The following is a 25,926-nucleotide window of genomic DNA, read 5'->3' as shown; positions in this document are numbered from 1 at the left end:
CGGTCGGATGCTGATAGCGGACTCGGACGCCCGATGAGGTGGACCAAACGTCCTCGGAGGTCACGTAGAACTAGTCCGTTGTTGAGATCCTGCGATCTTTGAGAAAATCCGGAAGTTCATGCACCTCTGTAACCTGCGGGGTTGTCGTCTCCCGTGTGTCCCAGCCGATCATCTTTTCCGGCCTCAGTTCGAAGTAGGTTCTCCCAGCAACTTTGCCGAACAGAAAATACGGCTCTGCAAAGGGATGGCCCGTGTAGAAGTACTTGTCGTACACCAGTTGCTCGAGGTGGGCCACACGCTCGGGATCATCTTCTATGGGAACTGCAGCGCCGAGGATGCGTACGCCGGCGACGGTGGCGTACTCGTCACCACTATCTACCAGCGCGGAAAGGGCGCGGCCGGCTCTCACATTCGCTGCGTGGCGCCCGGCGGCGTCAATGGGAAGGTAGATCTTTTCGTCCTCGACTACGTACCACAACGACGACAAGTAGATCGTCCCGTCGTCGTTAGAGGTAGCCAGCCGGATCATTGGCTGACGAGCTAGATAGGCCCACCTCTTCTGTCCTCGCAGTGGCGCCGCCACACTGGCGGTAACGGCTGGCACATCTTCACTCATTTTTCCATCCCCTGTCCCCGCAGGCTCCGCAACTGCTTGCTGTATGATTTTTGCTCGACAATTCCAGGCCGTGGCGATGGCCCGCTGGTGAACAAAAGGCGACTCTCCTGTCCCGTCGGCTCCATGGTGTAGGTGAATCCTGCTGGCAGGTATAGGACTTCGCCGGGTCCAATCTCCAAAATGACCTCGCGACCGCCGCGGTCCTGTGCCCGAACCCGCATCATTCCCGAGATGCAATACTGGGTTTCGTCGAAGTTCGCTTGGAACCAATGCACTTCGCCATGCTGGGGCTCTACGTACATCATTCCATGCCGGAAGTACCTCGCATCATCGCGTTCTTGCGTGAGAAAGATTTTGGTCCCAATTCCGTTGTTCCAGTTCATCTGGGGAAGGGACTCGATTTCGTCTTCGGCTATCGCTCGAGGATAACGTCGAGCATTCTGAGCCTGAGGATCAAGATCTGACATCAATATGCCTTTCCATGCACTTAAAATGGGACGTGACGTCGATATTTCCTACTTGGGAAGCAGCCTGCGTTCATTGATAGGCGGTTGTGCGAGCAGGCGTGCATCCCAGCCGCTCATTTCGTCGATGTCGATTCGGTACCAACGTCGGTTCTTCACAGCGCCGTCGCTAAAATAGAACTCAAGGTGGGGATGAGTGTGATAAAAATATTTCGCGGCGGAGAGGTCAAGCAGTGTTTCCACAATTTCGCCCTCTATGATATGTGCGGTTCCGCGGAAGTGCACTGACCTGAATTCGGTAATCTCGTCACCTTCATCGACGACGCCGGAAACTACCTTGTTTCGGCTTATATTGCTGATGTGAATATTCGCCGGTGTAGTAGTGGCTCCTGGGTCGCCAATCGCACCGTCAAGAGGAATGTAAAGCGTTTCCTCGTCGGTCACGAACCACTCGGCGCTTACGTGAATAGCACCGGCATCATCGGAGGTAGCTAGCCGAACCTTGCGAGCTCGCTGGAGGTATGCCCATCGTCCGATCCCGTCGAGTGGAACAAATTCGTTTAGTGAAACTGCCATGATCTAGTCTCCTCAAAGTTCTGGGTTGTCGCGCATCGCGATCAGTGCGTCACTGTAGGACGGATCGTCGCCTGTGAATTTCCACCCGGACTGTTGCACCGGCGCCATTGTCCAGAAGTTGATCGAGTCCACACCTGAGGCTTTGAAGGTGTATTTAAAGCCAGCTGGTGCCCAGAAGTGGTCACCTTCGTCGACGACGTAGTCGGCCTCGGCCCCTTCAGCGTCCACAGCGTGCAATCGGAGCTGACCCTTCACGCAGTAGAAGGCCTCATCCCATGCGGTCTCGTCCCAGACAAAGTCTTCCATATCCGAATCGTGGAAGCAGTATCCTTGTGTGTAGTAACGAGAATCCTCGCGTTCGCGAGAGATGAAAACTCCACTCGCACAACCCCTAGAAAAGGGCAGGCGCGGCATACTTTCGATTTCCTTGAATTTGATCACTTTCGGGAAGCGTTGAGGGCGGGACGGAAATGACGCTCGAATTTCCGCGCCCACTGATGTTGGGGTGGACGTATGCGTATTGGGCATGAGTATTCCTCTCTGGGTTGCTACCTTAATTCGCGAAACAGCGTGGCTCCGCTTGAGGCACGTGGTCATACCAGGCCGCTGGACGATTGCTGGCAGTACGTTGATAATCAATGTGGATCAACGAACGTGCAGGTAAATGGAGGGGCGGAGCTATCCGCCACTGCTTCCGGTCAGAGTGCTTGTGGTCCAGCGATGAGACGACGTCCGATGCTGTAGGCGTGTCGGAGGTCGTTGCCGTCATAGAGTTTGGCTGCGAGGCTGCGAATGGGGTCCTTCGCGTTGACGCCAACCGTGTTCGGGAGCCATTCAAAAAGAGAGATATCTGAAGTCGAATCACCGTACGCAACGCACTCGGCTGCAGTCAGTCCCCAGTCGTTAAGCATGCGCTTTGTGATGAGCACTTTATCTTCGAGGGTCAAGGTTGAGTTTTCAGTGACTTCCCCTCCTAGTTCTATTCGCGACCCAAATGTTGCATGTGCCCCCCACCGTTCCAACCTTCGAACGAAAAAATAGGGCGATTGCGAAATCACTATGCACCGCTCATCACGGGCAGCAATGTCAGCGAAGACCTCAGGTATGCCTTCGAGCCAAACGGCCGCCTCAAAGGCCCCATCAATCTGGTCTTCGCTGGCTCCTGCCCATAACTCTAAGGCCTTGTTCCAGAAGGCAACCTCGCTGATTTCCCCACGCAGCCAGGCCTCTTCAAGGGCGAATGCGGTATCAAAGCAGCCTAAGAATCGGGAAAGCTCTACCGTTGCAGCCCCCATCAGCAGCGTCCCGTCCATATCGAACACGTGGAGTCTGCTCCCACCTTTGACTGCCGGAATGCTCTGCTGCTGCATCTGCACGCCCATCCCACCTCAGATCTCGGGGACTATTGAAGTCCGTCGTGTAAAGCGTGTGGTGGGTTCGAACACGTGATGCTCCTCACCCATGTTGTGGGATAACGATAGCCGGAGACCCTCAAGACAGCAACAGTAGTAACGTTTCTATTTTCCTCCTGCCGTTAGTGGTGCTTCGAAGGATGTCGCATCGGAATCGTCGTCGACATCGCAGCAGGTGTCGAGTACTGTTGCGGTGCAGCAGTGTTCGATCTACCCGACCCCTTCGTTGCTGGAATGGATCCGAGCGAAGCCAGTGCGAGCTGACGAGAATGGTTTCTAGTTTCTGGCTTGATTCTGCTTGCGTTGGTACTTGTCCGTTACCTCGTAGTTCCCGTCGGCTCTGACTGCCGTACTCCGCCCGCGATGGCCAACACGGTGTCGTTGACAATCAGCTGGTGCATCAAGGTAGATCCGATGGTCCGTGTGTTTGATGCGCTGATCTTGCCGTGGTGATGGCGCGTTGATCGTGCTGTGCGGGACATGTCACTGCAAGTCACCGGCTGTGCCGGGATTAGACGACGGAGGTGCACATGTTGTTGCCCGGTGCAGCCTCGATTGCGCGGCGCATGCTCGAGGCCTGGGCGCGAGCCGGTGACTGACGCTCTGTCTCAATCGGCACGTTCCGTCATCGACTGCCGCTACTGCGGAAGGAACCGGCTCCCGTCGATACCCAGTGCGCGCATTTTGCGGTAAAGGGTGGAGCGAGCTACCCCCAGGCGTTGCGCAGCCAGTAGTTTGTTGCCGTCGGTCTCGACGAGTGCTTTGAGCAACGCGTCACGCTCCGCCAATTCGAGCGACGTCGACGCATTTCGGCGGCGTAGATCACCGTCGCGGTAACCGTCGGGCAGATGCTGCACCCCGATGTCGGAGCCCATCGACCGCAGGAGCGAGGACGCCAGAACCGATTCGAGTTCTCGGACATTCCCCGGCCAGTCCCGCGCGACCAGCAGTTGCAGAGCAGCGGGTTGCAGTCGCAGGCCGTTTCGGTCGGGGGAGTGCTTACGTAGTAGGGCCACACTGATGTCGGCGATATCTTCGGACCGAAGTCGCAGTGGATCGATCTCGATGCGGCGCATGAAGTGATCGCACAGTCGTCCGGCGGGACCTTGACGGATCGCTTCGCCCGCGGTGGCAATGATCTGCGCGCGATGGTCCACTGCCTCACTGAGGACCGCGCAGACGTTGGGGACCAGTTTCTCCGGCAGGAGATCGAGATGCCGGATGATAAGGGCGCCGTCGACCTTGCTCCAATTGACCAGTCCGGCAATCCACGCGTCGGGATCGACAGAGGCGGTAGCAGCGTCGAACACGGTGAAACGGCCATCGGCATCCTGCATCCGGTGGAGGGCGCTAGCGGCGAAGAACTTGCCGACGCCGGGCTCTCCGGTGACGAGGACAGGCGCGTCGATCGAGGCGAGCCGCTCGAGTTCGGTCTGCAGTCGTTTCGTCGACAAACTGCGGCCGGGAATCCTGACAGTCTCCGCGCGTTTTTCGACGGCGGAGGCTGACGCCAAATGACGGGCGGACGACTTCTTCGTATCGCGGAGATGCTGCCGCATCTCGATGACGATGCCCGCCGGCGATCGAGAGTCTCCGACTCTACGTGCAGTCGCGGATACCGTGACGTTGTCGGCGAGCCTGACTTCCCCGATGAATTCGTCGCGGCCGGCGAGCATTCGGCATGCCCAATCCCAGAGGAGCGCCTGGTCGGACGTGTCGATGATCTGCGCGGCCATCGGAGTGGTCATGATGACATCCTGGTTCAAGGACACCACTGCGGAGGAGCCGCGACGAGAGGCCTGCAGGAAGGACTGGAGAAGCCGTTGCTCGCGATCGGAGGACTCGGCATAGAGGCGCGACTGAATTTCGCGAACGGCTGATTTCGCCAGGGCGCCCATCAGCGCGTTGGAATCCGACAGGTTGGAGGTGATGTCGAGTATCCCCTCCACGGTGCGGGTGATCGGATGGATGATGGGAACACCGACGCACGCCAGGCTCTGCAGCGCCTCACGGTAGTGCTCGCCACCGCTGACCTGGAACGGTCGTCGCTCCTCCAACGCGGTGCCGATCCCGTTGGTGCCGGTGTCCTCCTCGGCATACCGGAATCCGGGTGCCACGTAGGCGCGGTCCAAACGCGCTCGCAACCCAGCGTTGCCAGCCCTGCGGTCGACGATCTGCGCGGCGGAATCTGCCAGCAGGATGGTCGCGGGGGCGTCCAGCAGATGGAGTACGAGGTTGTCGATCACGGGATCGGCGGCTCTTCTCAACCGGCTGTCGCGATCCACGTCCGGCGTGTAGGGAAGGTCGTCATCGCCGGACGAGACGCCGATAACTTCACACCGCCGCCACGACGCTTCGATCTCGGGTCGAAGATTGCTCAACTCTGGGTTCTCTCGCGATGGCGCTGATGTCCAGAATCGTCCACGTTCGTTCCATGGCCCGCGGCGCGCCTTGTCGATACTCATAACCACCTTACACAACTGGTCAGGGGATTTCCGGAGCTGATTTCCTCACGGCAAATGTAACTTGGCTCACATCGATGGCAGTGTCCTATTTTGCTACAGTCCGCAGACGAGAGCGGCCGGAAGATCATGTCCGACTTTGTCGACGGGTGACTCGACGCGAAGCGCGCCAGTGAGGCCGGTGATGCCGATGCCAGCGGGTGATGCTGCTGGCGCCGTGCGCGGATGAGTGTGTCGGAGGGTGTGGTCACGATGGCCACCATGACCGCACCCGAGTCACCAGCGACGAGCCCGCGAGTGGGGCAGGTGCCGCATGCGCTCAGTCCGCGCCAGTGGACGCAGGAGATGCTGCGGCCCGGCCGGGCGATGGTCTGCGATGTCGAATCGACCGACTTCGACGGTGCGATCGTCGAGATCGCCGTGATCGATGCCGCCACCGGGGCGGTGCTCCTCGACACCCTCGTCGATCCGGGCGCCGTGCCGATCCACCCGGCCGTCGCCGCGGTACACGGGATCAGCGCCGACGCTGATCGGCGCCCCCCGCTGGGCGGCGGTCCTTCCCGAGTTGGTGGCGGTGACGGCGGGAAAGGTGGCGCTGGCGTACAACGCCTTCATTAGGCAAGTCAGTTGTCGGACGACTGTTTGTCGGATTGCGAAGGCGGTCTTTGGGCTGATGGGCGCGACTCGGCGGAGGCGCTGAGTTCGGTGTGGTTGCTTCTCGGCCGATAGTCGCTTCAGGTCTCGGGATCGACCGTGCTCGTGGACCGCAGTCTGGCGACGTTGCTGAGGTCGTTGAGTTCCTCGCGTGTTTGTTGCAGTTCCAGGGAAAGTTCGGCGATGGCCTGTCGGAGGATCTTGGTGGTGGCTCTTTCGTTCGCCAGTTGCTGTTTCGTGTTGGTGAGGCTGTTTTTCAGGGCGGCGTGTTGGTCTGAGAGTTGTTGGAACGCTGTGGGTGTGGAGTTTTGGGCTTTGACCCGGACCTGGAAGTCGTCGACGAGATCACGGTGGTCGTAGACGACGTCGCGCCGCAACCCGGATTCGGTGATTAGTTCTGTGGCGGTGAGCTTGCCGGAGGATGAGTGCAGCGGGATTCCTTCCAGTAACCGAAGTGCCGCAGCGCGAATCGCTGACCTTTCTTCGTCACGATCGCGGAACTTGCGGTTCATCATTCGGTTTCCTTCCAGGACTACTGACTTGTTTGTTCATGTCTTTCGATGGTCGCGCTGAGTGTGGCGGCTTGGGCTGCTGCGCGGTCACGTAGCGGCTGCGGCGCGAGCGGGTCGTCGGCATGCAGGGTCAGTATGTGGAGCCGCTCACGGAGGTGCTGGATATCGCGGTCGGTGTAGACGAGGTTGACGCAGGTCGTTCGGCATTCGGTCTCGTCGGGTGCGTCGTTGTCGGGAAGCCCCATCGCCAGCTTTGCCTTTCGGCAGGCCGCGGTTTCCTTGGTCCACACGCAGGTCATGCCGTCGCTGTGGTGGACGTTCGGATTGGCGTGGGCGAGTAGGCGCTCGGAGTTGCGGACGCCGGTGACCACCCGGCCGGCGAATACCGCCGACTGCGCGATCCGTGTCTTGTATTCCTCTGCTGCGGGGCCGCTGACGTGCTCGCCCGCGGCCAGCAGCGTCCGGTCCTGGCCGATCTGTTCGAGCACGAGTTGCAGTCGTTCGATCGCTAGGTCGTCCATCCAGCCGGTGTCCGGGTCTCCGGCATACGAGAGAGTGACCTTGGTTGCGAGATGGCCGTACTGCAGCGCAGCGGCGATCATGCCGCGTGGGCGGCGGACGATGAAGTGGGCCAACGTTCGTCGGAAACGCGCGACGTGCAGGCGCTTCGTCGGATCGGCGGGAATCGGAACGCTGCCGTCGGCGGTGACGAAGTTGTAATTGATCCAGTCGATGAACCCGCCGATGTCTTTCGCGATGTAGTGGGTGGTCCGGGTGTGCGTCTGGGCGGTGCGCCGCGGAGTGCGTCCGTAGGTGGGAGGAAAGATCAGTGGGTGTGGGGTGAGTTGTTCGAGGAGCGCGATCGCATCGTGCACTGGTTGGACGACCACCCAGGGGCGCGCCCACGGGTCGTCCTCGAGGTGGGCGTTCACGAGCGGGGTGCGGCCTTGGCCCTTGCCCCGTCGGCCGACCAACAGGAGTTCGCCGGTGTCCGGGTCGGTGTCGCGGCAGCCGCGGCGCAGGTTCAGGGCTTCGCCCGGACGCAAACCGCTGAGGTAGCAGACAATGACGAAGCAGGCCGCAGTCAGAAACCCCACCAGCTCGGGCAGTTCCTGCGGCGTGATCGGAGGGTCCCGCCACGGTCGACGATCGATGGTGCCCTTGATGGCAGTGCCGTGCGCGTAGCTCTCGGTCAGCGGTAACCCGGACTCGGCCACCATCCGGCGCTGACGGGCGGAACTTAACCGGTGGTAGGAGAGACCCAAGCCCAGCAGCCTGAGCAGGGTGTGCTCATCGAGTGCCAGCACACCGTCTGGCCGGCGTTTACCCGGCAGCGCGGTGCCCTCACGTGCGGCGTCGGCAAGGAACTTCGCGAGTCGCCGTCGGATCGGCAGTCCGACGAACCGGGCTTGGGAGGGGTGGCTGCCCTGGTGGAGCTGCTGGTAGGTCCGCCACGCGTCGGCGATGTCCGGGCCGATATCCTCGAGCATTCGCAGGGACCAGGCCAGCAGCGCCTCCATGGTCTCTGCTGCGATTCGCGGCGTCCTGTTCACTCTCGGTGCCCGCGGTACTTTGACCAGGTTGTCGCCCGAGACCCCACCCCAGGGGGTCGAGGTGGCGAACTGACACGGCTGGGGCAGCAGATCGCGGTAGGCGTGGACGAGGACGACGGTGTTGAGCAGCTGGCGCTTTCGGATCACCGGGCAGTCCAGGTCGAGTACGTGGGTGCGGTAGGCGTTCAGGTGTCGATCGGTCAGCTCGCTGAGCTGAGTCAGGCCTCGGCCGGCCATCCACTCGGCCAACACCCGTAGATGGTGAGTGGTGTGTGAGATGGTCTGCACCGCGAGCAGCTTCGCGCCCGTGCGCACTCCGTGCTGCGCCGGCACAGGATGGTCCAGCAGCGCCAGGCACACCGTCTTGAGCGGCAGAACCAGTGTGTCAGGGAACTTCGTCCAGTGCACAGCCCACACCCCCTGATGGCTGTCCGGCTGGGCCGGCTGTAGAGCCCAGGTTGGGTCACCGAAGCGAGATAGCTGTTTAGCAGGGGTATCAGGCCGGATCACCCGACCCCGCAGGATCGGCACCTCCGGCGCCGGCCACGGCGAGGACGGATCCCCGGTGGGCCGGGCGGAATGGGTCGCCGCGGTCACCGTAAATCCCATTGTCCGTCGAGCATCTGCTCGACGAGGCGGCGCTGCTCACCGGTCACTTCGGTCCGTGCCCGATCCTGCTCGGCCGATGTGTAGTGACCGAGGATGTCGTTGAGTCGGTCCAGCACGGGAGCGTACTTCGCCGCCCACATTTGCGGATCCAGATGTGGCCGCAGCGCCGCGATCTGGTCGGCGGCGGCGATCTGTACCGGCAGATGGTGGGGGAGTGCGCGAGCATTGACGCAGTCAAGGCATTCCAGAAATGAAGCCGGGCAGGGTATCCCCACCTCGGTATGCGGGCTATTGGTGTGGTCGGTGCAGCCGGCAAGCAGTGTGTCGTGGTGCCCGGACACGAGCGCGGACACGGCTGGGATGGGGAGGGCGGCTTGCCGGGCCGCCGCCTGCGGGTCGGCGCGGGCCAGGGAAACGAACTCGGTGGTGAACACCGGGACCGCGTGATGGCGGCGGGCCTTGTCCACCTCCCGCCGCAGGGCCGACGCGACAACGGTGCGAGCGTCGCCGATCACGTGGTCGCTGCGCATCAGATACTGGTCGTTCATCGTCGTCCGAGTGTGTGCGACCGGTCGGCGGGTGCGGGCGATCGCCGTGTTGCGCAGCCAGCGGGTGTTGATCGGCGGGGGACCTTCCGAGGTCGCAGAAGAAGTGACCGGGAAGCCATTCGTCTTCGCCCAGGCACCGACGTGGAACGATTGCGGGCGAGAAGTCCAGTGCTCGCCTTTTCTGCTCGGGGAGACGGTGTATGCACCGAACACTCCCTGGTGACGACCGTGGCGGCGGGACAGTTCCGTCAGCTCGAGCAGCAACTCGTAGACCCGTAGCGGTGACCGGAACAGCCGGCGATCGCCGGTATCGGCGTCGAGCACCACAGCGAGGCTTGGCGGTAGATCTTCCAGTGCGGTCACCATGTGTTCTCGGTCGGGACCGCGGCGGGGTTTCGTTGCCTCCAACAGCACGACTCCCGCGGCGTCCAGTGCTCGTCCATCGGGCCGATACGAGGTGGCGGGCCACCCGCTGACCGTTCCGAAGTTCTCGCCGGTGATCGCCGTCATCAGCAACGCAAACGCGGTCATTTCGTGCGGAGTCAAGCACAGAAGTGCTGCGATGTGCCTTATCCCGCCCAGCCTCGACAGAGCCTCGCTCGGCGTGCCCCGGCGCGTGCGGAGGACCTCGCCGGTCCGGTCGAACAGATCCAGTTGCAGGGCCACGGGATAGCCGTCGTGATTCTCGGCGATCATCGCGTCCCGGTATCGGCTCAGCAAGCTCCGGCCGGCGCGGATGCGGTCCCGCGCCAACCGGATGTCCCTGCGCAGCATGCTCGTGATCTGTTGCCACTGCGCATCGGTGTACTCGGTGGGCCCTGACGGTACCGATCGGTCGCGGTTCTGTGTGGGCCGCGTGGACACCAAGTAGGCTCGAACGTCCGCCGGCAATTCCGGATCGTCGCGCAAAATTCCGCGCAACGCATCGACGTAGTACAACTGCGACCGCAGGCCGGAATATCTGTTGTGAAATGCGATGAGATGTTGCGCGGTCACCGCGGAGGCGTCTCGAACCGGGATGTCGCTGGTGGCCAGCACGGCGGCGAATCTACACACCATTTGGTAGGTCTGGGTGGCGGATCGGATCCGCTTGACCGCGGCAGGCGGCCGGATTCGTCGAGCGAACGCACGCGCCAGCCACTGCTGAACCGCGGGCTCTACAGCCAGTTTGGCGAAGTCGTAGATCTTCTCCGCTCCGCTCTGCTCCTCGATGAACCTGACCGCGGTACCACCCTCCAATACGAGTTCCGGTGCTCTCCAGCCCTTCTCGGGAAGTGACGCCGGCCGGCCGCTATGCCCCCTCATCGCGTCGACTCGATCGCGACCGTGGGGGACAGGACCCGTCCGCTGTCGGCGGCGACTGCTCGGATGAGTGTGTCGACCGCGCTGGTCTCCTCCTCGTTCAGAAGCGACATCATGTAGTCGACCTGCAGAGCGTTGAACGGTTCGAGGTACGTGTCTTTCGTCGTTGCTGGATCCCGGTGACCAAGTAAGGCTGCCATCTGATACCAGATGTCGCCGAATTGGTCCCGGAGGTCGGCGACCTCCGCGTCGGTGAACCCGTCGATGCGGTGCTGCCACACCGCCGACAGGATCGAGAACCATTTCAGCGCAAACGAGTGCCGCAGCATGTGCGGGCGACACCACAACGGACACTCGGTCTTTCGTGAGGTGCGCTGCTCACCACTTAATCCTGGCCAGGTCACTGCGACCCACACCTCAGCGACACGGGCGTTCGCGTCCTGGAAGGTGTCCTCCCACCCGTGCGACTTCTTCGGTAGCCCATCGACCCGCAACCACAACGCCACCGGTTCCAAACCGCCGGGTGAGCGGCGGAACAGCCGTCGGCGTTCGTCCGGCCCGAGTAAGTCGATCGACAGTTGGTATGTGCCATGCTCGCCCTCGATCGACAGCAGTCGGCTGCGCGGGTTGTAGCCGGTCATGATCCGCGCGCCGGGGATCCGGTCGTAGCGCCCTGCTCGCTGCGCCCGTTCGACAATCTCGGCGCGTGAGCCCGCTGCCGGGTCGGTGTAGGAGGCGATCGAACGCAATGCGCTGCGCGGAATCCGATACTCCCGTCCCTCCTTCTTGCCCTTGATGCAGGCCGCAGACAGCCACGCTTTCGGAAACCGTGTCATGTCCGCGGCGGGTAATTCGATGTCCAGCACGCTGGCCCACTCGGTGACCCGCAGCCCCGTGCCGTAGAGCCCGTCGACGAACGCCCCGTCCCGGTCTTCGCTTGCCCCACACCATCCCGGCCGCCGCAACCCGTCGAAACCGTAACCGCGCAGTCCCACGTCGCGCCATTGCTCGAACGCCGGCCGCAGCATCCACTTCACCTGCCGCCGATTGGCGCCAGTAGGGCGCAGCGGATCGCGCCGCCCCCGACCGCTATCAGGCAACGATTCGACACCGAAATTGCGCCGTCGAGCGGCCACCGTGGTGGCCGGCATCGGATTGGCGACGCCGTAGCGCGCCGAAGCCCACGCATAGAAGGACTTCAGCGCGGCCCGGTCGGTATCGAAGCTGGTCGGCGCGACCCGGCCGTCATTGGTGACATCGGTGAGCCTCCAGTGCTTGAAGGCCTCGACATCGCGGAAGGTTGCGCGATCCCACCGCTGATCGCACAGGTGCAGGAAGTTCAGCCACACCACCAACGCGAAGGCGTACCGACGCCACGTGGAGGGAGTTGCATCGGCCATCCTGCCCGTGCGGAAGAACAGATTGATCCGCGGATCAACCTCACCTGACACCGTTACGATGACCGGGGTCCCATGACGGGCACCGTTCCGCGACGCCCGTTCGTGCAGGTCGCCGAATCCAGCCAACTCCTCGACTCCAACGCCAGGTGAACCCGATACGAAGTCGTAGAACTCGACCTCCCAGCGCCCTGCACCACTCGCCACACACCCTCCAGGCTCCAACCTCGACCGACAACTCCGATGAGCCTAGAGAAAACGCCGAGTTCGATATGGGCCGAATCCTGCACGACTGCCACAGGTACGGGCTCGACCCGGCACATCTCGCGAACCCGCAGGTGTGGGGATGCATCATGCTGACCCGCTCCCAAGCGGAAGGGATCGAGAAGAGCATCCGGCTCGGCGCCGCCCACCGGGCCCGCGGCGACGCCGAAGCCGCCCGTCGTGTTTTGCAGGGCATCGCGGACGGCCGAATCAGCCCCGGCCCAGTCGAACCCCAGCCCACGCCCTCCGACCGTCCTGAGGGTGCTGTCGAGCTGGCGCAGCGGGTGGCCCCGTGAGGACGTGGGCAGCACCGGAGTGTGCGCGCCGATCCCACCGAACGCGAGCGCCGACGCCGGAGCATCCTCGCCCACCGGAATTCAGGACGCGCTTACCGCGTGGCTGTCCGCCGAGGAGGGCTTGCGGATGTGGCAGGCCGGTCGACTCGTCCCGGACCGCATCACCGCCGCCCTCGACATGAACGGGCTCGAATGACCGCAGGTCGACATCGACTGCGGAACAACAGAACCCGATGTCGATCACTGGGAGTCGGGCATCAAGTATCCGACGTGGGAGCAGTTCCTGGCGCTGGGCCGGCTCACCGCAACCCCGATCTCCTTCTTCTTCCGCGAGCCCTCGGACTTACGCGCGAGCGAGACGACCCTCGTCTATCACCTGCCCGCGAAGGTGCTGCGTGAACTCTCGCCGCGACCCTGGCCGGCCGCGACTACACCCCACCGTTCCGGTCCAAGACACCCTCTGTCGACCTCGTGTTGGCGGCCGCAACGGTGCTCATGATCCGAACAGCGCTGGGATGCCCCAATACCACCATCCGAATTCGCCTCCATACATCAACATCCACTCTGAGATCTTCATGACTAGCCTTCCGTCGGCTCAAGGCGAAGGTCCTTGAGTTCGATCATCGCTGCGTCTGCAGGGATGTAGAGGTACCCCGTCGCGCCGGCAGTGGGGATCCAGTCGTTCTCGATCATGCCGTCACCAACCGGCCAAAGTAGGGAACAGGACACCCCAGAACGGCCACAGCCAGGGCATATGGAAGGGGGAGAAGCATCCCGGATCGCAGACCATGGCACGTTCCTTCGGCAGGTTGGCCCCGACCCACCATCGAGGCTAATGCGTCCGTCGCCGCGCTCGCGTCGGTCATGGCGTGCTAGATGATTGATTCCTTGAAGGTGTGTCGCTGCGAGGCTGGTAGGCGGAGGGTTTCCAAGATCAAAGCGTGACCAAAGAACTGGAAACCCTCCTGACCGAACTCTATGTGCTCATCGACGATCATGTCGTCGAACCCCGCACCGGGCGGGGCCGGCGCCCGCTGCTCTCCGATGCCGAACTGCTCACCCTGACCGTGGCGCAGATGCTGCTCGGATTCGATTGTGAACGCCGGTGGATCCGGCACGCCCACCACAGCGCCGAGTTGCGGGCTCTGTTCCCCTACATTCCCGGACAGTCGGACTACAATAAACGCGTCAGGGCGGCACGAGGATTGCTGTGCAAGACAATTCGACTCCTCGCGGAGGTGTCCCCATCATGGTGCGACGACCTGTGGATCACCGACGCCACCCCGGTGCCGTGCGGGATGTCTCGGGAAACGGTGAAGCGGTCAGACCTGGCCGGGCACGCCGGCTACGGCTACTGCGCCTCCCATTCGCGCTTCTACTGGGGGGCTGAAGCTGTACCTGGTCTGTGCGGGCGACGGGATGCCGATCATGTGGTGCCTGGCGAATCCGAAACTCGGTGAACGTGAGGTGGTGACCGCACTGCTCGAACACGATCATCACCTGATTCGGTCGGGGCAGATCCTGCTCGCCGACAAAGGCTTCTCCGGCGCACAGTTCGCGGCCACCACCGCCGCGATGGGCCTGCGGCTGCTGCGACCGGACCGCAAGGACGAAACCTACAAGAACGGCAATCTCGGCGGGGTACGGCAGTGGATCGAATCGGTCAACCACACGTTGAAAGGGCAGCTTTGCCTGGAGGAACACGGTGGCCGTACCACGCACGGGGTGTTCGCCCGCGTCGCCCAGCGCGTGCTGGCGATGGCCGCCGGCATCTGGCACAACTGGAACATCGGCACCGCCGCGAAGCGATCATTCATCGCCTACGACCACTGATCCGTTCAAGGAATCAATCATCTAGATCGGGGCAGAAGAAGGGATGAACGTGTGCGGCCGCTACGCCACTACCACCACGGACAAGGAACTGCGCTCGACCTTCCACGCCGACGAGGTCGTCGGTGAAGAGCTGCACCCGTCCTACAACATCGCCCCGACCCAGCAGATCCGGGCGGTCCTAGAACGGGCACCCCGGGACGAGCCGGACGCGACACCGGTCACACAGCTCAAGACGCTGACCTGGGGATTGGTGCCCTCGTGGTCGAAACAAGCCAAGCTCAGCCGCCTGATCAACGCACGCTCGGAGTCGGTGACCGAACGCCCCTCGTTTCGGGCCGCGGCCTCGAAACGGCGGTGCCTATTGCCCGCCGATGGGTACTTCGAGTGGGAGAAACGCGACGGGATGAAGTCCCACATTATTTGCACGGCGACGGGGTGCTCGCGATGGCCGGCCTGTACGAGCTGTGGCGCGACCGTGCGCTGCCCGAGGACGACCCGAACGCCTGGTTGTGGACGGCGACCATCTTGACCCGGCCGGCCACGGATGCGCTCGGACGCATCCGTGACCGCTGCCCGGTGGTGTTGCCGGCCACGTTCCAGGAGCACTGGCTCGACCCGGCCCTCACCGACAAGGACGACGTCCAGGCGCTACTCGCGTCGGTACCCGATCCGGTCCTGCAGACCTACGAGGTCAGTACCGCGGTGAATTCCCCGCGCAACAACGGCCCCACCTGCTCGAACCCGTGGCCTGACTCCACGGCAGGCTCGCGTTACCCCGACCCGCCGGGACCACGCCCCGGGTTGCAACATAACAATGCCACGTTGTAAAGGATGGAGCGTGGCGGAGGGGCGCAGAGCAGCATCGACAACCAGGCCGAGCCCACAGACACCGTGGTGCCGCAGCACACCGAGAACGGCTTCGGCATCTACGAATGGGACCCTGAGCACTGGTCGTGTTCCGCATGGACCTCGACCAGTTCGGCATCATCGGCGGCGTCCCGATCAGCCAGTACACCCCGCCGCCCCCGCCCCCGTACACACCGCTCAACCTCTCCTGAATCGGTCACACGCCAGCGCCCCAGCACCCACCCGGGTGCTGGGGGCACTGCATTTCGCAGCAACCGGCTCGCCGGGGCGCAGTGACCGATTGTGGTGGCGGTGGGTGCCGTGGGGTGCGAATCGAGGTCCCCGGACGTACCGGAACAATGGCCGGTGATGAGCGAGACGAACATGGGCCGGATCAGCCCGGCCCCGCATCCGGCTGAAACACCGCCGCCTGTTGCCGAACGGGAGATGACGATGTCCAAGGACCAACCCGCGGGAGCGTTCGACAGCACGGTGTCGCATGCGGTCCCCGATGGTGATTCAGATTCCCGCATACCGCAGACTCCGGCCGAGTCCGCTACGCCGGCCGCGGGCGCTGCGAAACACCTGCAGTTCTCCGCGCGGGTGGACCCCGAACTGCTGCGGCAGGTGAAAATCGAAGTAGCCACCCGTGGAACGACTATGCAGGCAGCGACGGCCGAAGCGTTCCGGCTGTGGCTGTCCTCGAAGTAGGCCCGTATACGGGCATGGGCCACATCCAAGGTGAGTGCGAGTGTCTCACTTCATTTTGTTCGTCACTTCGCTCACTGCACTCTTGAGCCACCACCGGAGCTCCCGACTTCCGACCAATCGCGCGCCATCTCCGAACCGGCTTCGTTCCTGCGAAATGAACGGAACCGGATCGCCCTCGACCACAGGCTTTTGTGTCCAACGGTGCGGCGACCCATAGATCGCATTGAGGGCGTCGCGGTCATTTCCCAGCTCTACCAGCTCATCTTCGGAGATTTCATGGTGATGTAGCGGATCGGGAGCACCCGCAGTTCCTACTCGACGATTGAGCTCCTCGTAGGGGTAAGTCCCAGGGAGTGGTGGGAATCGGCTGAGGGCGTCCGGCCAGGTCCGGGCGTGTCGCTCCCTCGAAAAGGGTGGGCCATCGCGTAGTGATCAACGAGTTACCTCTCACAGTGACTCGTTACCAGGAGCTACGCGATGACCCACGACCATTCTGCACTGCTCGCCCAACTCGACGCACTCACCGGCGCCGACAGCGCCAGCGTGTTCGCCGAACTGATCCGCGCCGGCCTGCAGGCCTTGATCGAAGCCGAAGCCACCGACAAGCTCGGCGCCGGCCGCTACGAACGCACCGCTACCCGCACCACCCACCGCAACGGCCACCGCACCAAGACCGTCTCCACGACCAGCGGCGATGTCGAGGTCAAGATCCCCAAGCTACGGTCCGGGTCGTTCTTCCCATCCTTGCTGGAACGGCGCCGGCGGATCGACAAAGCCCTGTACGCGGTCGTGATGGAGGCGTATGTGCACGGGGTCTCGACTCGCAGCGTCGATGACCTGGTCGGTGCATTGGGGGTCGAATCCGGAATCTCGAAGTCGGAGGTCTCGCGGATCTGCGCCGGTCTCGATACCGAGATCGCCCGGTTCCGGGAGCGCACCCTGACGCACACGAGCTTTCCGTACGTGTTCCTCGATGCCACTTTTTGTAAGGTCCGGGTCGGTGCGCACGTGGTGTCCCAGGCGTTGGTGGTCGCGACCGGGGTGTCGATCGACGGCACCCGCGAGGTCCTCGGTACCGCGGTCGGCGACAGTGAATCCTACGAGTTCTGGCGTGAGTTCCTCACCAGCCTCAAAGACCGTGGTCTGTCGGGGGTGCATCTGGTGATCTCCGATGCGCACAGCGGTCTCAAAGCTGCTGTGATGCAGCAGTTCGCGGGATCATCGTGGCAGAGGTGTCGGGTTCATTTCATGCGTAACATCCGATCGGCAGTGGCGGCCAAGCATGTGCCGCCGGTGATGGCGGCGGTCAAGACGATCTTCGCGCACACCGATCCGGTCGACGTGGCCGCGCAGTGGGACCAGGTCACCGATACCTTCACCGGTTCGTTCCCGAAGGTTGCGGCGTTGATGGAAGCCGCCAAACACGATGTGCTCGCCTTCACCGCGTTTGAAGAAGGCGCATTGGCAAAAAATCTGGTCCAACAATCCAATTGAGCGGTTGAACAAGGAAATCAAGCGTCGAGCCGATGTCGTGGAGATCTTCCCGAACCCGGCCGCGTTCTTGCGGTTGGCGACCGCGGTGGTGATCGAGCAGCACGACGAATGGCAGGTCACCCGCCGCTACGTCTCCGACGTGAGCATGGACGAGCTCCGTGCGGTGATCGCCGCGAAGGGACACGCTACCGAGCCGGCGTTGTCGTTGACCGGCTCGAGCGGAACAGCATAGTATTCACCGCGACTCGTTGATCGCTATGCGTACCGCGTGCCGATCCGAAGTCCACCACTCCACGGGGCACTATCCCTCGTAGAGCCTGACCAGCTCGCCAGCAGCCTCTCCCACCTCGGAATGTCCGCGCAGACGTTCGATGAGGAAGGGCAGTACAGGGATGAGGGCCCTTCCTTCTGCGCGGTCGATCCAGTCATCTTCCCAACCGAGGGTTCCGTCGGGGCTTGTCTTTGGCTCCCCGAAGAGCTGACGTGCTCCATCGACCGTATATCCCTGGTCGTACAGATCTTGGGCAGCGATCCACGACTGCTCGGGCATTTCACTCCTGTTCACTCTTGTTACGAGCTTCTCAGTCGGACAGTTGCGCGGTGTTTGGCGCGAAGCCAGTGAATCCGCTAGGTGACGGTTTCTCCAAGGACCCCCGCACGCGCTCGGGCGTGTCGCTCAGCCGGACAGTAGTCGCGCCAGCTGGAAATCCGGTCCTCAATGGTCCGATCCGCCGCTGGGTCAGCGGATCCAGGTCAGAGGTTCCAGAGTCGGAGTAGCGCGGCACGCAGGCTGGCGGAGATGATCCGGTGATCTGTGGTCAGCCGGGGATTGGGGTGCCCGAGATTAGCGAGCTGCTGTTCGGCGTCCGCAACCGAGACCGGCTGCAGGTCCGCTCGGACGAGCAGGAGATGGCCGAAGGCTCTGTGGGTGTGCGGGATCGCGATGGCGTCTGAGTTCACGACCGCCGGGGGGTAGATCCATTCGTTGTCGTCGGTGAAGATGAGGACATCGCCACGCTCGAGGCGGGCACGTCGGTCGTCGAGGCGGAACCATTCGAGTTGATATGTCGCTGCCGGCCCGCCGGTGGAGGCTGAGGATCGGCCCGCCTGGGTGGCCCATGTTTGTTGCTCGGTGGCGCTGGGTTCGTACTCGACGATGTGCCGCAGGAACATCCGGGTCACCCGCGCAGGAAGGAAATCCAGTTCGGCGCGCACCCGGCCACCGACTCCGGGGATCGGCACCGACCGACCGATCTGCCATTCGGTGGTGGCGTTGTCGAGAAACACCTGATCGACCTCGGTGATCTCGTCGATACCGTCGATGAACGTGCGGGCGGCGGCGACGACCTCCGGGTCGTCGGTGATGACTACGGCCTCATCGGCGATCGTCGAGCTGTGGGAGGCATTCGCGGAGCCGATGACCGCCCGCCGACTGGTGGCGATCACGTTGGCGTGCAGGTTCGGCGACGACAGGACCCTCACACCGGCCTCGACGTAGTACGCAAGCGCAATCGGAGAGGTCACATGCGCGCGTACCGCCGCCCGGGAGGCGTTCACGACGAGGAGATCACCGGCCCGCAGCGGCAGCAGAGTGGGCGCGTCCTCGCCCAGGTAGGCGATCGCGGCGTGGCGCGGCCCCCTCACGCGAATGGCGCGGGTGATGTGCGGCCAGGGACTCGGCCCGTGAAATGTCGTCCCCATAGGTAGAACGGTAGCGCGGGCGTGATGCGCTGTACCGCTATTGGCTCGGGCCCGGAGCCTATGGTGCAGCCCATGAGGCCAATTGCATCGCCGTGCTCGCGAAAAGTGGTGATGAACTGCGGATATGACACGTCCCCATCTGAGACATCGAACCGGCGCATCGTCGACCTCCCGACCGCGTACTGGTTCAAGGCCACGCCGTAAGGGCACACACAACGAACTCCCCCACTCTCATTCGAGGGTGGGGGCTTTCGTCGTTCTACGGGACGGTTAGGTCATCATCTTCTGCACGAGAGCGGCCAACCCTCCTCCGCTGACGAGAACGATCAGGACGTTCACTCCTACCTCTGGGGCGGGAGAGTAGAGAACCACAGCGGTGATGGCGCACAACACAACTGCGATGCACAGAAGCATCAGGCAGCGGTGCCACAGTGCGGCAGAGTTGACGTGCACCTGAGGGCGCGCGGTGCTGGACTGTCGGGTAGCGCGTATTGTCGGAATGGAGGACCTCCGGATGTCTAAGCCGCGGATGGATGGTTTTCGAGAAGGTGCCCCGCCCTGCAAGGCGGGGCTTTTCTTGTGTCAGGACCGATCTCGGCGGAGCAGGTCTTCGTACGGGGTCGGCACAGTCACGGTGTTTAGTTTAGGTGCTTCGCGCCCGTGCGCCTTTTCGGTAGCTGGAACAACCGGAAGGGTGCACGAGCGATAGCCAGCCCACATGCGTGAATTCTTCGTGATCGGCATCGGTGCGCGCGACCCCGACCAGGTGACGGTCCAGGCGATCAAGGCGGCAACCAGGGACGACTCGGCGAACTACGTCACGTCCGCCACAACGAGGGGTCGAACTTTTTCGTCCTTGGAGTGGACGATGTCGTCAGGGGCGCGATCTCGTAGGGGGTGTTCCTGAGATTCGGTTGTTGCCGAGGAGTAGGCGCCCCCAGCGCGGAGCTTCCCTCTCCGGCCGGGGCGACCACACCGTGTCGCCTTACAGCGGCGGCGGCGGTTCGTCGCCGTGGACGAGCTTCCACCACAGGGTCGCGCGCTGACGAGGGATCGGGTCGACGATGATCACGTCGGCCCGATCGGCGGCGGCGAGCATGTAGGGCCGGCGGCGCTCGCGCCATTGCGCGGCGACATCCTCGAGACCGTCGATGCTCATGGGACTGTCGAGGGTCTCGGACGCCAGTTTCAGCCACGGGACGAGGTGGCGTTCGGCTTCCCGGGTGATTCCGTTGCCCGCTATGGCGTTCTCGACGAGAAGACTTGTCAGATCGCGGCGGATCCGCCACCGGAGTTCAGCTTGATCGACCATGCAGGACCGTTCGATGGCCCGATCGTGGTCGGCGTCGGCCGAGTCGGCGGGGGCGGTGCGAAGCCGTCGGGTGGCACTGCGCGGTATCGCCCCGAACATCTCGGGCCGTTGGTGCTGGTCGAGGGTGCGGGCATGGGTACAGGCGTCACACAGTTCGGTGAGTGCGGGCAACGACGGCCGCCGGTGGGTGGCGAGTTGGGCGAGCATGTCGGCGCCGAGGTCTTCGGCGCGCGCGAAGACCTCCAGCCCGTACCGGTAGCGCATGACCGCCGCGTTCTCCCAGTGACCGGCGAGTGTGCGCTCGCGGCGGGGGAGACTAGCGACAGCTGCTAAGAATCGTTCCTCAGCTACGAGTGCTCTGTCCCTTGCCGCGGTGGCTGCGGCATCGCAGCGGTCGGGGGTGATGCCCTGCAGCGGAATCAGCGCTTCCCGGAACTCGTACGCAGCGTAAGCGAGGTTTGAGGGGTTCGACGGGGTGGGCGCGCGTGCGTCGCATGAGTCCAAGCGCCATGCCGCGACGCTTAACGGGACCGGTAGGACGGCGATTGTGATGCCGGCCGGCCGCGACCGAGCTTGCCGGCCGGGGGAGAACTCGCACCGCCGGCACCGGCTCGACATCAGTGCTGGTGGTGTCGTATCCGCCGCTGGATTGTTCTTTGACCAGCAGAAATGACACGTCCCCTGACCCGGGCTTCGGTGCGCTGGTAGTCTTGTCGCCGCGCTCCCACCCGGGAGATTCCTGAGGTCTGTCGTGGTCGGCCTCAGAAGTGGCAATGAGCTTGTGGCACAAGTGTATCCACGTGCCAAGCCCTCCCCGGGTGGATCAACCGTCTCGATTCCGCCCCAGGGCGCCGTCCTCGATGTGTAGGGCATCGGCGACCAGCTGCCACTGGCAGGGGATCGGATCGAGACGGACGGAGGAACCGAATGAGCAGGCAACAGCGACGTGACTTCAAGGTCGCACCCTTCGGAGGGCGTGCAGATCGGACACCCGAGGAAGCGGCGCTGGCAGACCGTGGTCCGGCAACCGGCCGGCCTGCCGGGTCAGGCCGTCGTGGGAATGGTGATCTCGGCTCTGCCGTCGATGGCCGATAGCAGGTAATGCGGACAGGTGCCCACCTGACGAGGAACGGGAATCGCCTGACGGTCGGTGTCGACGTAGAGGCGGTATGCGAGCTGTCCGCGTCGATGGCCGCCGGTGCCTGGGTCGACGGCGCCGAGGAAGTACCCGTGCGCGGAGTCGACGGTCGAGAAGATCGCCCGCGCCCACTCGGCGGGCTCCGCCGGCGGCAGATACCGTGGCGCGCCCGTCTGCGCGTCGACGGTGTGCACGATGACCGTGACGGCGAACCCGGTCGCCGCGGGGAACCACTCCTCGGCCGCGACGTCGAACGGTGCGATGGACGTGTGAATCTGCAGCTCGATGTCCGTTCCGGTGCGCGCCGCGGCTGTGATGATGTGGGGATCCGCCGAAGCATCCTGTACGGCGAGGTTCGGCAGCGCCTGGTGGCTGTCGGCGCGGATGCTGCCGGGATCAGCGGACATGGGGCAAGGGTACGGGCCGCCGATACACCGCCCTGCGGGGTGACGGCGATTAGTCCGACCGGCGCCCGATCCTGCAGAACGGGGTTTGAACTGCAGTGATGACAGGTCCCCTCTAACGGAAGGACTGGGCCGGTGAATGTGGGTGACCGCGTCAAGGTGCATACCGACGTCACCTCGGAGTTCGTCATCGTGAGCATCGACGGCGGGGACGCGGTGATCGAGTCGGTGCGCGATGACGTCCCCGGCCGTTTTCCCCTTTCCATGCCGCCTCGACCGGGCGGTAATCATCGCCGCCGACGCTGCGTTGGTTGCGGCTCGCCCGCTACCGGAGATGAGGTTTTCCGACGCGGAGTTGCTCGCCCTGCTCGAGCGGTACTCGCACGTCCGGGCTCGGGTCCTGCGGTACTGACCAGACGGCGACGACCTGCGCCAACTATTCGCTCGCCACGACAGACGCGACGGCCGACAGTTGCGGGCGCATCCAGCCTCTACGTGTCGCGGCCGCCACCCCTCCTGTCGACCGATGCTGCACAGATTCTGTGTGGCAGCAGGTTTCACGCGCCAGTTGCGGCGATGTTGAGAGTCACGTCATTGCTGTGACTCAGAACATATCTCGAACGGGGTACAGAGATAACCCTGAGGGGGACTGTCACACGCGTTCAGCAGTGGTTTGCTTCAAGTTCTCCGCAGTCCACCTGATTCTCGAAATGTGAGTGACCATGACTCAAGATGAAGTCGCCATGCTTACCTTTGCCCTGCGCTGGGCGCCCTACGGAGGCGGAGACGAGCACATCCTTCCCGAGTTCGGACTCCTCCCTGCAGTGTTCTACCGGCGTCTCCAGACCATACTGATGGCGCGCGCGCTCGACGGAGTCGAATTCGCAACAAGGCGTGGTCTGCTCGAACTGTGCGCGGTCAAGATTTCGGGGTCGAGTTCATCGGCATCGAGTGCCGGACGGCGAGAGATAACACAGAGCGCTTAGGCGGCTCTCCGGCACAATTCTCTGCGGTCGATCGGTTCGTCGTTTCCTGGCGTTGAGAACGACCTCAGCGGTCGGTGTTGATACACCCTGTCCACGACGCGAACCATTGATGCAGTGAGTATGTCGTTTCGAAGCCGCCGGGATGTGTCAGGGACAAGTCGCGGGACTCGCTGACGATGTCGGCGGTCGGCTCACCGCCGAATCAGGCTCGGGACAGCGAGGTGCATGTGGGGCAGCACGGTCCGGCCGTCGGCCCCGCCGCGGCATGTCCCGTTGCCGGGCTCCGTTCTACGCCGTCGGGGCGGGCCGTGAGGCGCGTAAGGACACGAAACGACGGAGGTCGTCGCGGAAGATGGGATCGAGTTGGTTGGATGTCGGTCCTGCCAGGATGCTGTTCAGTCTCGCAATGTAGCAGGCTGGAGTCATGCCGAACTCGACCAGAAGGTCGCCGGTTGTGCCACCGCCGTAGGGAAGCCATCGGCGCGCGAACTCGATGATCCTCATGTCTTCGATGGCAGAGTCGTCGATCACGGTGCTACCTCCAACCGTCATACCTGGACAAACGTGGAGAGATTCTTCCCGACCGAGGTGTTTCGGGAGGGTGCCCGGAACCGGTCAGACTGTCGCCAGAAAGGGAGTGCTGTGTGAAATTCCTACCGAGTGCGCGAGACCATTCGATCTGTCTAGTGCACCAGCGCGCGGAATGGACTGCAACTCCTTGCAGGAAGGATCCCCCTGTTGGGGAGTGTTTTTCCCCCTCAGGGGGAGTCCGGTCGGGTGACGTGAGCCATATCTTGAGAGATGTCTTGGTACGGCGTTTGGGTCTATGTGCCTCGAATCCCGGCATGTTCATCCCTGGAAGTTTGGAGTTCCGATGTCAGCCGTCAGCTCGGTGGAACAGCCCGGGGAGGGGGTTGGCGTTGTGGGAGGGAACCACTCACGGAGGGTGGGGACCGAATCGGATTTCTTGACACGTTCGAGCTTCTTTCCTGGCAACAGCATTCAGTCAAAGCTCCTGACACACGCGTTGCGTGTGACCGTCAAGCCGGCGCTCGGTGTGTGGGCGCATATTCCGAGCGCACGTTGGGCCGCGCGGGTGGTTGACCAGGCCGCACGTGTGCTACCCGCGCTCGATGGGGTCGGGCATCGTCGTGTGCGTTTGACGGATTGTGACGCGGATTGGATCCAGGCGCACAACGCCGACCTGCACAGTGTGGTCCTCTACCTTCACGGCGGGGGGTTCCTGACCGGTGGCCTCAATACGCATCGTCGTCTCGCTTCTCGGATATCGCAGTCAGCCGATGCCAGCGTGCTCAGTGTCAATTACCGACTGATGCCCACGCATGCAATAGGGGACGCCGTCGCCGACGGGCTCGCCGGCTATCGCTGGTTGCTTGCACGTGGATTCTCCCCGAGCCAGATCGTCATCGCCGGCGATTCCGCTGGCGGATATCTCGCGTTCATGGTGGCACTGGCACTCTCCGACCTGGATCTGCCGAGGCCGGCCGGTCTGGTCGCATTATCACCGCTCACCGACTTGGACCCGACCGTCAAGTTGCAGCATCCCGCGTCTGCACGATGTCCGATCCTTCCCAGTTCTGCGCTGATGGCGCTGACCGCCCTCACCGAGCGCGTGGAGCGCCGTACTCGTGGCGTTTCGGGACTGCCGTTGTCTCCCGTCAATGCAGACCTGCGCGGGCTCCCGCCGGTACTACTTCAGGTCGGATCCAGAGACATGCTGTATCCCGATGCGCGGTTGATGTTCGAGTGCCTCACCGATGCCGGGGTTCCCGTCGCCCTTGAGATCTGGGACGGCCAGTTCCACGTCTTTCATGTGGCTGCGGATCTTCTGCCCGAGGCGCGCAGGGCAATTGAGCACGTAGCGGAGTTCATTCGCGCGGTGACCACCGTTCGAAGCGGCGATTCCGCACCTGACCCTCTCGATTCGGACCGCGAGATCGCTTGACACAAGTCGGTACGGGCGTGCTCTGGGATTGAGTCCTGTAGGGCAGATCGCTAGCGCGATGTGAACAGCAGATCTGTGTGAGCAACATTTTCGGCACGAGTCGCACAGGGCGATTTGCGTGGAAGGGTCGCCAAATCCTCACGACGGATGGGAATCGATTTCAATGGCGTGGCTGTTGCTTGTTATAGCGATTGTTCTCGAGGTTGCGGCTACGAGTATGTTGCCGCTCACGCATGAGTTCACCCGATTTCGGGTATCTGCGGCGGTGCTGGTGCTCTATGGGGGAGCGTTCTTTCTGTTGGCGAATGCGGTCAGGCAGATCGACATCGGCGTTGTGTACGCGCTGTGGTCGGCGCTGGGGACGGCGGCGGTGGTTGCACTCGGCGTCCTTTTCCATGGAGAACGCCTCTCACGGGGCAAGGTTGCCGGTCTGGCTCTTACTATCGTCGGTATCGTCGCGATGAATTTTGGAGGGTAGTTGCCATGGGTTGGTTCTACCTCATGGGTGCGGTTGTCGTGGAAATCTTTGCCACAACCGGTCTTCACTTAACTGACGGGTTCACGCGGCCGCTTCCGACGGTCGGGGTTCTCGCTGGATACCTCCTTTCATTTTTCTGCTTGTCGAAGGCGCTCAGATCGCTCTCTCTCGGTGTCTCGTACGCGTTGTGGTCGGCAATTGGCACCGCCTCTATTGCGGTGGTGGGAGTGCTGCTGTTCGGTGATGCTGTGTCGGTCGCACGAGTGGCTGGATTGATATGCATCATGGCCGGTGTGGTCATTTTGAACATGGAGGCGGATCGTGGTTCCAGGCCTACCGTGTCCGCGGTCGCCCCGCAATCGGTGGAGTGCGACTGAATTCAATCTCGCACG

General features: G+C 63.1%; 24 protein-coding genes and 3 pseudogenes. 12 read left to right on the top strand and 15 right to left on the bottom strand.

What is annotated here, in order from left to right:
- Positions 1-70: 70 nt before the first annotated feature.
- The 6 genes from HYG77_RS31740 to HYG77_RS31715 form a co-directional block, all read right to left on the bottom strand.
- Positions 71-616 carry a pyridoxamine 5'-phosphate oxidase family protein gene (locus tag HYG77_RS31740; RefSeq protein ID WP_208963647.1) on the bottom strand — a complete coding sequence of 182 codons (546 nt, stop codon included), beginning with the start codon at positions 614-616 and terminating at the stop codon, positions 71-73.
- On the bottom strand, positions 613-1,083 hold the full coding sequence (locus HYG77_RS31735; protein WP_236603581.1) for a cupin domain-containing protein: 471 nt from the start codon (positions 1,081-1,083) through the stop codon (positions 613-615). The genes HYG77_RS31740 and HYG77_RS31735 overlap by 4 nt, the downstream gene beginning before the upstream one ends.
- A 48-nt stretch (positions 1,084-1,131) precedes the next feature.
- On the bottom strand, positions 1,132-1,656 hold the full coding sequence (locus tag HYG77_RS31730) for a pyridoxamine 5'-phosphate oxidase family protein (RefSeq protein ID WP_159928041.1): 525 nt from the start codon (positions 1,654-1,656) through the stop codon (positions 1,132-1,134).
- A 12-nt stretch (positions 1,657-1,668) separates the two neighbouring features.
- The gene (locus tag HYG77_RS40045; protein WP_244461434.1) at positions 1,669-2,184 is read right to left on the bottom strand and encodes a hypothetical protein; all 516 of its coding nucleotides are present in this window, start codon (positions 2,182-2,184) and stop codon (positions 1,669-1,671) included.
- A gap of 170 nt (positions 2,185-2,354) precedes the next feature.
- Positions 2,355-3,026: an HAD-IB family phosphatase gene (locus HYG77_RS31720; protein ID WP_236603660.1), complete on the bottom strand. Its 672-nt coding sequence runs from the start codon at positions 3,024-3,026 to the stop codon at positions 2,355-2,357.
- A gap of 680 nt (positions 3,027-3,706) precedes the next feature.
- Entirely contained in the window at positions 3,707-5,449 is a 1,743-nt protein-coding gene (locus tag HYG77_RS31715; protein ID WP_244461433.1) for a helix-turn-helix domain-containing protein, read from the bottom strand.
- 306 nt (positions 5,450-5,755) lie between these two features.
- On the opposite strand from HYG77_RS31715, the gene HYG77_RS31710 reads away from it, so the two are divergent.
- Complete coding sequence (locus HYG77_RS31710; protein ID WP_208963646.1) at positions 5,756-6,148, top strand: hypothetical protein; 393 nt, start codon at positions 5,756-5,758, stop codon at positions 6,146-6,148.
- A gap of 116 nt (positions 6,149-6,264) precedes the next feature.
- Here the strand turns inward: HYG77_RS31710 and HYG77_RS31705 are convergent, their stop codons facing one another.
- The 4 genes from HYG77_RS31705 to HYG77_RS31690 form a co-directional block, all read right to left on the bottom strand.
- The gene (locus HYG77_RS31705; protein WP_208963645.1) at positions 6,265-6,699 is read right to left on the bottom strand and encodes a hypothetical protein; all 435 of its coding nucleotides are present in this window, start codon (positions 6,697-6,699) and stop codon (positions 6,265-6,267) included.
- Positions 6,700-6,716: 17 nt separating this feature from the next.
- Positions 6,717-8,657, bottom strand: coding sequence for an integrase SAM domain protein (locus tag HYG77_RS31700; RefSeq protein WP_244461432.1), 1,941 nt, complete (start codon positions 8,655-8,657; stop codon positions 6,717-6,719).
- Positions 8,658-8,842: 185 nt separating this feature from the next.
- Positions 8,843-10,711, bottom strand: coding sequence for a hypothetical protein (locus tag HYG77_RS31695; RefSeq protein WP_208963643.1), 1,869 nt, complete (start codon positions 10,709-10,711; stop codon positions 8,843-8,845).
- Positions 10,708-12,312 (bottom strand): integrase, encoded by a 1,605-nt coding sequence (locus HYG77_RS31690; protein WP_208963642.1) that lies wholly within the window; start codon positions 12,310-12,312, stop codon positions 10,708-10,710. Before HYG77_RS31690 ends, HYG77_RS31695 begins: the two co-directional genes overlap by 4 nt.
- 65 nt (positions 12,313-12,377) lie before the next feature.
- On the opposite strand from HYG77_RS31690, the gene HYG77_RS31685 reads away from it, so the two are divergent.
- From HYG77_RS31685 to HYG77_RS31655, 6 genes and pseudogenes are all read left to right on the top strand, one after another.
- On the top strand, positions 12,378-12,665 hold the full coding sequence (locus HYG77_RS31685) for a hypothetical protein (protein ID WP_348273595.1): 288 nt from the start codon (positions 12,378-12,380) through the stop codon (positions 12,663-12,665).
- A 4-nt stretch (positions 12,666-12,669) separates the two neighbouring features.
- The gene (locus tag HYG77_RS31680) at positions 12,670-12,861 is read left to right on the top strand and encodes a hypothetical protein (RefSeq protein ID WP_208963641.1); all 192 of its coding nucleotides are present in this window, start codon (positions 12,670-12,672) and stop codon (positions 12,859-12,861) included.
- Between the two features lie 745 nt (positions 12,862-13,606).
- Positions 13,607-14,498 (top strand): annotated as a pseudogene (locus HYG77_RS31675) (IS982 family transposase).
- 49 nt (positions 14,499-14,547) lie between these two features.
- A pseudogene (locus HYG77_RS31670) lies at positions 14,548-15,227 on the top strand (SOS response-associated peptidase); the annotation flags it as partial.
- A gap of 486 nt (positions 15,228-15,713) precedes the next feature.
- Positions 15,714-16,055: a hypothetical protein gene (locus tag HYG77_RS31660; RefSeq protein WP_244461431.1), complete on the top strand. Its 342-nt coding sequence runs from the start codon at positions 15,714-15,716 to the stop codon at positions 16,053-16,055.
- Between the two features lie 477 nt (positions 16,056-16,532).
- A pseudogene (locus HYG77_RS31655) lies at positions 16,533-17,781 on the top strand (IS256 family transposase).
- A gap of 69 nt (positions 17,782-17,850) precedes the next feature.
- On the opposite strand, the gene HYG77_RS31650 reads toward HYG77_RS31655, so the two are convergent.
- The 4 genes from HYG77_RS31650 to HYG77_RS31635 all read right to left on the bottom strand — a co-directional run bounded on the left by HYG77_RS31650 (position 17,851) and on the right by HYG77_RS31635 (position 22,107).
- On the bottom strand, positions 17,851-18,099 hold the full coding sequence (locus tag HYG77_RS31650) for a hypothetical protein (RefSeq protein WP_244461430.1): 249 nt from the start codon (positions 18,097-18,099) through the stop codon (positions 17,851-17,853).
- A gap of 203 nt (positions 18,100-18,302) precedes the next feature.
- Complete coding sequence (locus HYG77_RS31645) at positions 18,303-19,250, bottom strand: phosphatidylserine/phosphatidylglycerophosphate/cardiolipin synthase family protein (protein WP_208963640.1); 948 nt, start codon at positions 19,248-19,250, stop codon at positions 18,303-18,305.
- A gap of 985 nt (positions 19,251-20,235) precedes the next feature.
- Positions 20,236-21,066 carry a hypothetical protein gene (locus HYG77_RS40040; RefSeq protein ID WP_244461429.1) on the bottom strand — a complete coding sequence of 277 codons (831 nt, stop codon included), beginning with the start codon at positions 21,064-21,066 and terminating at the stop codon, positions 20,236-20,238.
- Between the two features lie 540 nt (positions 21,067-21,606).
- Entirely contained in the window at positions 21,607-22,107 is a 501-nt protein-coding gene (locus tag HYG77_RS31635; protein ID WP_208963639.1) for an N-formylglutamate amidohydrolase, read from the bottom strand.
- Positions 22,108-22,339: 232 nt separating this feature from the next.
- On the opposite strand from HYG77_RS31635, the gene HYG77_RS31630 reads away from it, so the two are divergent.
- Complete coding sequence (locus HYG77_RS31630) at positions 22,340-22,516, top strand: hypothetical protein (RefSeq protein ID WP_208963638.1); 177 nt, start codon at positions 22,340-22,342, stop codon at positions 22,514-22,516.
- Positions 22,517-22,826: 310 nt separating this feature from the next.
- On the top strand, positions 22,827-23,090 hold the full coding sequence (locus HYG77_RS31625; protein WP_208963637.1) for a hypothetical protein: 264 nt from the start codon (positions 22,827-22,829) through the stop codon (positions 23,088-23,090).
- Between the two features lie 288 nt (positions 23,091-23,378).
- Here HYG77_RS31625 and HYG77_RS31620 read toward each other — a convergent pair whose 3' ends face one another.
- A complete protein-coding gene (locus tag HYG77_RS31620) occupies positions 23,379-23,621 on the bottom strand; it encodes a DUF3263 domain-containing protein (RefSeq protein ID WP_208963636.1) in 243 nt (80 codons plus the stop codon).
- Between the two features lie 502 nt (positions 23,622-24,123).
- On the opposite strand from HYG77_RS31620, the gene HYG77_RS31615 reads away from it, so the two are divergent.
- From HYG77_RS31615 to HYG77_RS31605, 3 genes are all read left to right on the top strand, one after another.
- On the top strand, positions 24,124-25,056 hold the full coding sequence (locus HYG77_RS31615) for an alpha/beta hydrolase (protein WP_236603653.1): 933 nt from the start codon (positions 24,124-24,126) through the stop codon (positions 25,054-25,056).
- A 163-nt stretch (positions 25,057-25,219) separates the two neighbouring features.
- A complete protein-coding gene (locus HYG77_RS31610; RefSeq protein ID WP_159928930.1) occupies positions 25,220-25,534 on the top strand; it encodes an SMR family transporter in 315 nt (104 codons plus the stop codon).
- Between the two features lie 5 nt (positions 25,535-25,539).
- A complete protein-coding gene (locus HYG77_RS31605; RefSeq protein ID WP_208963635.1) occupies positions 25,540-25,911 on the top strand; it encodes a multidrug efflux SMR transporter in 372 nt (123 codons plus the stop codon).
- The last annotated feature ends 15 nt before the right edge of the window (positions 25,912-25,926 follow it).

The organism is Rhodococcus sp. ZPP (genome assembly GCF_017656075.1).
GTDB lineage: Bacteria > Actinomycetota > Actinomycetes > Mycobacteriales > Mycobacteriaceae > Rhodococcus_F > Rhodococcus_F oxybenzonivorans.
The sequence above is the reverse complement of the archived record's forward strand: the minus strand, read 5'-3'. Positions and strand labels throughout refer to the sequence as shown.